Annotated in this window: 8 protein-coding genes and 1 pseudogene; 6 read left to right on the top strand and 3 right to left on the bottom strand. The window is 73.1% G+C overall.

Going from position 1 to position 9,255, the window contains the following annotated elements; genetic code table 11:
- A pseudogene (locus tag KBY19_RS34715) lies at positions 1-203 on the top strand (hypothetical protein); the annotation flags it as partial.
- Here the strand turns inward: KBY19_RS34715 and KBY19_RS34710 are convergent.
- A complete protein-coding gene (locus KBY19_RS34710; RefSeq protein ID WP_307843699.1) occupies positions 167-1,519 on the bottom strand; it encodes a glycosyltransferase family 87 protein in 1,353 nt (450 codons plus the stop codon). The pseudogene KBY19_RS34715 and the gene KBY19_RS34710 sit on opposite strands and share 37 nt — an antisense overlap.
- Before the next feature lie 88 nt (positions 1,520-1,607).
- Here KBY19_RS34710 and KBY19_RS34705 point away from each other — a divergent pair, with 88 nt between their 5' ends.
- A complete protein-coding gene (locus KBY19_RS34705) occupies positions 1,608-2,750 on the top strand; it encodes a glycosyltransferase family 4 protein (protein ID WP_099879960.1) in 1,143 nt (380 codons plus the stop codon).
- A gap of 13 nt (positions 2,751-2,763) precedes the next feature.
- On the opposite strand, the gene KBY19_RS34700 is transcribed toward KBY19_RS34705, so the two are convergent.
- On the bottom strand, positions 2,764-3,669 hold the full coding sequence (locus tag KBY19_RS34700) for a sigma-70 family RNA polymerase sigma factor (RefSeq protein WP_185016654.1): 906 nt from the start codon (positions 3,667-3,669) through the stop codon (positions 2,764-2,766).
- A 70-nt stretch (positions 3,670-3,739) separates the two neighbouring features.
- Between KBY19_RS34700 and KBY19_RS34695 the strand changes: the two genes are divergently transcribed.
- A complete protein-coding gene (locus KBY19_RS34695) occupies positions 3,740-4,552 on the top strand; it encodes an NAD(P)H-dependent oxidoreductase (RefSeq protein WP_307843698.1) in 813 nt (270 codons plus the stop codon).
- Between the two features lie 77 nt (positions 4,553-4,629).
- Here the strand turns inward: KBY19_RS34695 and KBY19_RS34690 are convergent, their stop codons facing one another.
- Positions 4,630-6,444, bottom strand: coding sequence for a long-chain fatty acid--CoA ligase (locus KBY19_RS34690; RefSeq protein ID WP_099879953.1), 1,815 nt, complete (start codon positions 6,442-6,444; stop codon positions 4,630-4,632).
- 355 nt (positions 6,445-6,799) lie between these two features.
- Here KBY19_RS34690 and KBY19_RS34685 point away from each other — a divergent pair, with 355 nt between their 5' ends.
- The 3 genes from KBY19_RS34685 to KBY19_RS34675 form a co-directional block, all read left to right on the top strand.
- The gene (locus tag KBY19_RS34685; RefSeq protein WP_210967427.1) at positions 6,800-7,561 is read left to right on the top strand and encodes a metallophosphoesterase; all 762 of its coding nucleotides are present in this window, start codon (positions 6,800-6,802) and stop codon (positions 7,559-7,561) included.
- Between the two features lie 138 nt (positions 7,562-7,699).
- The gene (locus tag KBY19_RS34680) at positions 7,700-8,176 is read left to right on the top strand and encodes an SRPBCC family protein (protein WP_099886430.1); all 477 of its coding nucleotides are present in this window, start codon (positions 7,700-7,702) and stop codon (positions 8,174-8,176) included.
- Positions 8,177-8,238: 62 nt separating this feature from the next.
- A partial coding sequence (locus tag KBY19_RS34675; protein WP_210967429.1) for an ArsA family ATPase occupies positions 8,239-9,255 on the top strand: 1,017 nt, incomplete at its 3' end.

Here is a 9,255-nt window from a genome sequence, read left to right as displayed (position 1 = left end):
GCTGGCTGGCCTGCCGCATGATCGCCGAGGAGTGGGGCACCGGCGAACTGCTCGCCCTCTACGAGCGCGCGGGCCGCGAGCACAAGGGCGGCCGTCCCGACGCCGACGCGGCGCTCCGGTCCGTCCTGGGCACGGGGCAGGCGGAATTCACCGAGCGCTGGCAGGCCTACCTCCGCCGGCAGCTGGCTCCCGACGCCGGCTGAGGCACCGCCCGGCGGGGAAGGGCCTCGGCCTGAGGGGGCGAAGGAGCCGCGCCCCGAGCGCGGGGCCCAGGCTCCACCCGCTCCCGCGGCGGCACCGCGGAGCGCGCCGCCGCGGTGGAGCGCCACAGCCGGACACCGGCGATCACGGTCGCCACCACCAGCAGCACATTCCGCGCGGCCAGCACCAGCACCCCCTTCCCCTCGCTGGCCACCACGTCCGCGAACCAGACGGGGAACTCCAACTGCGTCAGTCCGGCGGCCACGACCACCAGCCAGCCGGGCAGGGCCTGCCGGCTGGCCCGCAGGGTCAGACAGACCGCCGCCAGCCCCACCAGCCAGACCAGATACTGCGGGCTCAGCACCCGGCTGGTGACGACGAAGACCAGCACGGCGGTGAACGCGGTGTCCGCCACGGTGGCGGGGGTCCAGGTGCGGGCCCGCAGCCGCCACAGCACCAGCCACCCGAAACCCGCGCCCGTCAGTACGACGGCCACGTTGCTCACCGTCCGCACGCCCGGCCCCACGAACTCCATGGAGCCGTAGCGCAGCAGCACCTGGCCCTCCCAGCCGAACTGCCGGGCGGCGTGCAGCGCCAGCGAGGAGACCGATTCCACCTCGGTGCCCCGGCCGCCCTGCGCGGACAGGAAGTCCAGCGCACCCGGCATCGTGGCGGCGAAGCCGGCCGTCACCACCGCTACGGTCACGAGCGCGCTCAGCCAGATGATCCGCGTCGCCCGGCCGCGCGGCGTACCGAGCAGCAACAGCACCGGCCACACCTTCACCAAGGCGCCCACCCCGGCCAGCACCCCCGCGGTCCGGGGATGCCGGACGGCGGCCAGCAGCGCGGCGACGGCGAGTGCCGTGACCATCAGGTCGTAGCGCGCGTACGCCGTCGGTCCCAGCAGCGGCACCCCGACGACCCACGCCCACACCCCGGCGCGCCGCCGGGTGCCGGCTTCCGCGTCCCGCGGGCCGCGCTGTCGTACGGCGTACAGCAGCAGTCCGAACACCAGCGCGTCGGCGGCGCAGGCGAGCGCGAAGAACGCGGAGGTGTAGTCGAGCAGACCGACCCCGGTGAGCAGCCCGGGAGAGAGGATCACCAGGGCCGCGGCGGGCGGGTACTGCCATGTCACATCACCGGACGGAAAGGTTCCGTCGCTCAGCCGGTCGAACCAGCCGTGGTAGATCACCGAGACGTCGGAGGTGATGTCCATACCGCCGGGCACGGTCAACACCTTGCACACGTACAGCAGCAGCACCACCCGGGTGGCCGCCCACACCAGCCCGGGCACCACCGCACCGCGGACTCTGTTCACCTCGCCCCGCACCCCTGTCCTTCCCACCACACTCTGCCCGCCCGGCCCGTCCCGGCACGCGGTACTGTCAGCCGCGATGCCCAAGACGATGCCCAAGACCCTGATCGTCACCAACGACTTCCCGCCCCGCCCCGGCGGCATCCAGGCGTTCCTGCACAGCATGGCGCTGCGCCTGGACCCGGACCGGGTCGTCGTCTACGCCTCCACCTGGAAGCGGGGAGCGGAGGGCGCGGAAGCCACGGCGGCGTTCGACGCCGAGCAGCCCTTCACGGTCGTCCGCGACCGTACGACGATGCTGCTGCCCACTCGGCGCGTGACCAAGCGTGCCGTCTCGCTGCTGCGCGAGCACGACTGCCGCGCGGTGTGGTTCGGCGCCGCCGCTCCACTGGGGCTGATGGCGCCCGCACTGCGCAAGGCGGGCGCCGAGCGGATCGTGGCGACCACGCACGGCCACGAGGCGGGCTGGGCGCAGCTCCCGGCGGCCCGCAGCCTGCTGCGGCGGATCGGCGAGGAGACCGACACCCTCACCTACCTCGGCGAGTACACCCGCCGCAGGATCGCCCGCGCCCTCACCGGCGAGGCCGCCGCGCGGATGGCGCAGCTGCCGCCCGGCGTGGACGAGAAGACCTTCCACCCCGGCTCCGGCGGCGACGCGGTGCGCGCCCGGCTCGGACTGACCGACCGGCCCGTCGTCGTCTGCGTCTCCCGTCTCGTCCGCCGCAAGGGCCAGGACACCCTCATCGAGGCCATGCCCCGGGTGCTGGAGGCCGTACCCGAAGCGGTGCTGCTGATCGTCGGCGGCGGCCCCTACCGCGCCGAGCTGGAGAAGCTGGCCGCCTCCCGGGGGCTGACCGACGCCGTGCACTTCACCGGCCCGGTCGGCTGGGAGGAACTGCCCGCGCACTACGGCGCGGGTGACGTCTTCGCGATGCCGTGCCGCACCCGCCGGGGCGGGCTGGACGTGGAAGGGCTCGGCATCGTCTATCTGGAGGCCTCCGCCACCGGACTGCCCGTCGTGGCCGGCGACTCCGGGGGAGCGCCGGACGCCGTGCTGCCCGGCGAGACCGGCTGGGTCGTTCCCGGCGGCGACCCGGAGCAGACGGCCGACCGGTTGGTCGAACTGCTCCGCGATCCCGAACTGCGCTCCCGCATGGGTGCCAGGGGCCGCCGCTGGGTCGAGGAGCGCTGGCGCTGGGACCTGCTCGCCGAGAAGCTGCGCGAACTGCTGTGAGCCCGGCCCGCGCTCAACCGTTGCCGGCCGCGGCCGGTACCGGATCGAGCAGCGCCAGCTCCAGACCGGCGAGCCGCGCCGGGTCCGCGATCACCTCGTACTCCGCGATCCGGCCGGCCTCGCAACCGAACGTGAGCGCGCACAGCAGCCGTCCGCGCGGCGCCACGACGGCTCCCACGACCCCGTCCACCAGCGCGGTCTGCGCGTACCGCGACCGCTGGGCCAGCAGCACCGTGCCCCGCGCCACGGCGTCCGCCCCCCGCACCAGCTCGGCGGCGCCCGCGGGCAGTACGGCCGGATCGCTGCGCCGCACCACATCGGGCGCGAGCACGGTGAGCAGCGCGGACAGGTCCCCGCCGCGTGCGGCGGCCAGGAACGCCTCGACGAGCGAGCGCTGCTCGGCCACCTCTCCGGCGGGCAGGGCGGGTGTGCCCCGTACCCGGCTGCGGGCGCGGCTGGCGAGCTTCTTCGTGGCGACCGGGGAACGTTCGACCAGCGGCGCGATCTGCTCGAACGGCACGGCGAACATGTCGTGCAGCACGAACGCGACCCGCTCGGCGGGGCCGAGCGTGCCCAGGACGACGAGCAGTGCCCTGCCCACCGAGTCGGCCAGCACCACCTCCTCCTCCGGACCATCGCGCTCCTCCTGCGGGAAGCCTTCCGGCACCTGCCCTCCCACCGGCTCCTCGGGGCGGGCGGCGCGGGCGCGCAGCATGTCCAGACACACGCGGGAGACGACGGTACGCAGCCAGGCGGGCAGATTGTCGATGGAGTCGGCGTCCGTACGACTCAGCCTCAGCCAGGCCTCCTGCACGGCGTCCTCCGCCTCGCTGAGCGTGCCGAGCATCCGGTAGGAGACGGCCAGCAGCTGGCCGCGGTTCTTTTCGAATCGCCCGGCCAGCCCGGTCAGCTCGTCCATCGGTCACCTTTCCCTCGCGCGGTCCGTCACCTTCACCGACGTGTCCGACGGGAAAGAAGTGACCAGAACAGTGACCCGAATCATGAAGCACGACGCGCCCACGCCGTCCCTGCTGCATCTCGACGCCAGCGTGAGCCCGGCCGGCGAGTCCGTCAGCAGGCAGCTGACCGCGCTGTTCGCCGACAGCTGGCGCGAGCGGTACGGCGACACCCCGTGCGGCTACCGCTACCGGGACCTGGCGGCCGAGCCCGTCCCTCTCGTCACGGCCGCCTACGCCCGCTTCGGGTACTGGGTGGAGCGCCACGGCACGGTCGCGGCCGACCAGGTGGCCGCGCTGGTCAGGGACGCCGAGGACGAGCGCGTATGGCGGACGACGCTGCCGCTGGTCGAGGAGGTGCTCGCGGCGGACGTCCTGCTGCTGGGGGTGCCCATGTACAACCTGACGGTGCCCGCCGCACTGATGGCGTGGATCGACCGCGTCAGTTTCCCCGGCGCCCTCCTCGACCCCGGGACGGGGGACAGCCTGCTGCGGGACAAGCACGTCGTGGTCGTCGGCGCACGTGGCGGCGGCTACGGTCCCGGTGCCCCGCGTGCGGGCCTGGACTTCCAGGTTCCGTATCTGCGGGGGTACTTCACCGACCGCGGAGTGCCCGCTCAGCAGCTGCACTTCGTGACCGCCGAGCTGACCCGGGCCGGGGACGTGCCCCGGATGGCCCCGCTCCGGCCGCAGGCCGCCCGCTCGCTGGCCGCGGCGCGCGAGGCGGTCACCGAACTGGCGGCCCGGCTCGCGGCCCCGACCGGGGCGCGGGGGGCGGGAGAGGCCGCGAGCAAGCCGTGGACCGCCGACGACAACCAGGGGCGGCCCGTGACCGGAACGGCGTAGGCCGAGAGCCTGCAGCGGGTCCGTACGGGGCCGCTGAGCGCGGCGAGCCCGTGCAGCGGTGCAGCGGTGCCGCGCGACTACGCGTACAGCGCCTCGATCTCATCGGCGAAGTCCTTGGCGACCACGCCCCGCTTCAATTTCAAGGAGGGGGTGACATGGCCGGAGTCCTCGGTGAACTGCTCCCGCAGCACCCGGAACTTGCGGACCGACTCGGCCTTGGAGACGGCCTTGTTGCCCTCGTCCACGGCGGACTGCAGCTCGGCGAGCAGCTCGGCGTCGGCCAGCAGCTGCTCGTGGCCGAGGTGCTCCTTGCCGTGCTCGGCCGCCCAGCGGGGCAGGAACTCCTCGTCCACGGTCAGCAGGGCGCCGACGAAGGGGCGCCCGTCACCGACGACCATGCACTCCGCGACCAGCGCGTGGGCGCGGATGCGGTCCTCGATGACGGCGGGGGCGACGTTCTTGCCGCCCGCGGTCACCAGGATCTCCTTCTTGCGCCCGGTGATGGTCAGATAGCCGTCCACATCCAGCGTGCCCAGGTCACCGGTGTGGAACCAGCCGTCGGCCAGGGACTCGTCGCTGGCCTGCTGGTTGTTCCAGTAGCCGGTGAACAGGTGCTCGCCGTGCAGCAGGACCTCGCCGTCGTCGGCGATCCGGATGACGGAGCCGGGCAGCGGCTGCCCCACCGTACCGATCTTGGGACGGTCGTAGGGGTTGAAGGCGGTCGCTGCGCAGGACTCGGTGAGCCCGTACCCCTCCAGCACGGTGAAGCCGACACCGCGGAAGAAGTGGCCCAGCCGCGAACCCAGCGGCGCGCCGCCGGAGATGGCGTGGGTGGCCCGCCCGCCCAGCACCGAGCGGAGCTTGCTGTAGACCAGTTTGTCGAAGACCTTGTGCTGGATCCGCAGTTTGAGGGAGGGGCCGGCCGGGTCGTCCAGGGCGCGGCTGTAGGCACCGGCCACCTCGGCGGCCTTGTCGAAGATCTTGCCCTTGCCGCCCGCGACGGCCTGTGCCCGCGCGGAGTTGAAGACCTTCTCGAAGACGCGCGGGACGCCCAGCACCATCGTCGGCCGGAAGGAGCCGAGTTCGTCGGTGAGGGTCTTCAGGTCCGAGACGTGCCCCAGTTTGATCGGCGCCATCACGGCCGCCACCTGCACCAGCCGGCCGAAGACGTGGGCGACCGGCAGGAAGAGCAGCACCGACCCCTCGCCGGGCCGGAACATCGGGCGCAGCCGCTCGACCACGTTCCCGCACTCCGCGAAGAAGCTGCGGTGGGTGAGGACACAGCCCTTGGGGCGCCCGGTGGTGCCGGAGGTGTAGACGATGGTGGCGGGTGAGTCGGCGTCGGCGACGGAGCTGCGCTCCTCCACCAGTTCGTCGCTGATCCCGGCGCCGAGGGCGGCGAGTCGTGCGACGGCGCCCTCGCTCTGCTCGGCGCCCGTCGCGGGCTCGATCTGCCACACCTCGCGCAGTTCGGGCAGCCGGTCGCGGACGGAGTGGACGGCCGCCGCGTGGCTGTCGGTCTCCACCACGGCCGCGACGGCGCCCGAGTCGCCGAGGATCCAGCTGATCTGCTCGGGCGAGCTGGTCTCGTAGACGGGCACGGTGACGCCGCCCGCGCTCCAGATGGCGAAGTCCAGCAGTGTCCACTCGTAGCGGGTGCGCGACATCAGTCCCACCCGGTCGCCGGGCTCGACGCCCGCGGCGATCAGACCCTTGGCGGCCTGCCGTACCTCGGCGAGGAACGCGGCAGCCGTCAGGTCCTCCCACCGGCCGTCGCGCTTGCGCCCCATGACGGGGAGGTCCGGGTGCTGAGCCGCGTTCCGGCGGATGAGGTCCGTCAGATTTCCCTCTGCGGGGACTTCGTAGAGGGCCGGAAGGCTGTACTCGCGCAAGACTGCTGCTCCTCGTCGGCGCGCCAACAGGGGCCGCGGGGGGTCGGCCTCCATTGGCTCGGTCCAGGGTCGGCGAACGATCCTGGAAGAATGACGGCCCGGACGTTACCCATCGGTATGGGGGCAGGGGTAGAGGGTGACGCTCAGATGTCTTGTGCGTCACAGGTGGAGATGGCTGATAGCAGCCTAGTCGAGGCGTTCGGGGACACGGAAGTCGCGAGGGGGAGGGAGCGGAAAGAGCGGGCGTACGGCGCTTTTCAGTCACCGACCGGCAGAACGGCGCCGCATGTCCGCGCGGATGCTCTCCCGCGGCTGCGCCCTCCCCGCGGTGTGCGGGGCGATCTAGGGTGGGCGCATGCGAGTCCATGTGGTCAGCGACGTACACGGCAACAGCGCGGACCTCGCGAAGGCGGGCGAGGGCGCAGACGCGCTGCTGTGCCTGGGAGACCTCATCCTCTTCCTCGACTACGCCGATCACTCGCGCGGCATCTTTCCCGACCTGTTCGGCGTGGAGAACGCGGACCGCATCGTCGCCCTGCGTACGGCCCGCCGCTTCGCCGAGGCCCGCACCCTCTCCCGGCAGCTGTGGGCCGGACTCGATCGCGATACGGCGATGGAGGCGGCGGTGCGCAAGCAGTACGCCGAACTGTTCGCGGCGTTCCCCACGCCCACGTACGCCACGTACGGCAACGTCGACATGCCGCCCCTGTGGCCCGAGTACGCGCGTCCGGGCGTGAACGTCCTGGACGGTGAGACGGTGGTGATCGGCGGATGGCGCTTCGGCTTCGTCGGCGGCGGACTGCGTACGCCGATGCGCACCCCCTACGAGATCGACGACGAGGCCTACGCGGCGAAGGTGGCCGCGCTGGGGGAGGTCGACGTGCTGTGCACCCACATTCCGCCGGAAGTGCCCGAGTTGTGCTACGACACCGTCGCGCGCCGCTTCGAGCGCGGAAGTCCGCACCTGCTGGAGGCCGTGCGTACGCTGCGTCCGCGCTACCACCTTTTCGGCCATGTCCACCAGCCGCTGGCCCGGCGCATGCGGATAGGCGCCACCGAGTGCGTCAACGTCGGCCACTTCAACGCGACCGGGGTGCCCTGGGTGCTGGAGTGGTGACCCGCGCGGCCCCGGGGCGGACGGGCGCGCGGTAGCCTTCCCCCGCAGACGCTTCCCCGCGCCACGGCGGGTATCCCGCACGGTCGTTCCACATCATTGCGGGCATTTCAGACACGGGTATATCGGAGGGCCATGGCGATGGCGGAACACACCAGCTCGAGCATCACCGTTGACGCGGCACCCGAGGCCGTGATGAACGTGATCTCCGACTTCCCCCGCTACCCGGAGTGGGCCGGCGAGGTGAAGGAGGCCGAGGTCCTCGGCCGGGACGAGCAGGGCCGCGCCGAGCAGGTGCGCCTGCTGCTGGACGCCGGAGCCATCAAGGACGAGCACACCCTCGCCTACGAGTGGATCGGGGAACCGGAGCCCCAGGAGGTGCGCTGGTCGCTGGTCAAATCCCAGATGCTGCGCTCCCTGGACGGCGTCTACCGCCTCACCCCGCTGGCCGGCGGCGAGCGGACCGAAGTCATGTACCAGCTCACCGTCGACGTCAAGATCCCCATGCTCGGGATGATCAAGCGCAAGGCCGAGAAGGTCATCATCGACCGCGCACTCGACGGGCTGAAGAAGCGTGTCGAGGCAGGCGGCGCCGCGGCCTCCAAGGACGGCAACTGACCGGCGCGGCGGGCCCCGGTACCGGGTCGGCGTACTCCGACGGTCCGGGCCCGCAGACGGTCCTGGTCACCGGAGCGGGCGGTGCGGGACGTACCACGGTGGCCGCCGCCACCGCCTGCGCCGCCGCGGCCCAGGGCCACCGCACCCTGCTGCTGAGCGCGGAGCCCGCACGCCGGCTGGCCGCGCTGCTGGGCACGGACCCGTCCGAGGCGTCAGGCGCACAGTCGGCCCCGCAGCCGCCCCGGGAGCCGGACCCCGGCAGGCCCGAACCGGTCGCCGGTGCGGCCGGGCTGTGGCTGCTGCGGATCGACTCCGGGGAGGAGTTCCGCAGGCAGGCCGTCGCTCTCCAGACGCGCGGCAAGACCGCGCTCGATCTGCTCGGTGCCGTACCGCTGGACGAGGACGAGCTGACCGAGCTCCCCGGCGCCGGCACCTTCGCACTGCTGCGCGCCCTGCACACCGCCCACCAGGGCGGCACCGGACAGAGTGCGGGGGGCGGCTGGGACATCGTCGTCGCCGACATGCCCGCGGCGCCCGAGGGCCTCAACCTGCTCGCACTGCCCGAACAGCTGCGCCGCTATCTGCGCCGGCTCGTACCCGCCGAGCGCCAGGCCGCCCGCGCCCTGCGCCCCCTGCTGGCCCAGCTCGCGGGCGCCCCCATGCCCGCCCAGTGGCTCTACGAGGCCGCCGGCCGCTGGTCGGACGAACTGGCCGGAGTGCAGCGGATCGTCGAGTCCCCGACGACGGTCGTCCGGCTCGTCACCGAGCCGGGCCCGCTCGCCGCCGAGGACCTGCGCACCGCGGGGGCCGGGCTGCGGCTGCACGGGCTCGCGCTGGAGTCCGTCGTCGCCAACCGGCTGCTGCCCACCGGCTCCTCGGACAGCTGGCTGACCGCGCTGGCCGGACAGCAGCAGACCGCGCTCGCCGCGCTGCGGGAGAAGTGCGAGGCCGAGTCCGTCCCGCTGTGCGAGCTGCCGCACCTGGGCCGCGACCCCCGCGGCCCCGAGGACCTGCGAGCCCTCGCCGACGCCGCCCGCACCGCCGTGGCCGCCGACGGGACGGCGGGCGAGGGCTCGCAG

The sequence above is a fragment of the Streptomyces sp. B15 genome, assembly GCF_018070605.1.
GTDB classification, from domain to species: domain Bacteria; phylum Actinomycetota; class Actinomycetes; order Streptomycetales; family Streptomycetaceae; genus Streptomyces; species Streptomyces smyrnaeus.
The sequence above is the reverse complement of the archived record's forward strand: the minus strand, read 5'-3'. Positions and strand labels throughout refer to the sequence as shown.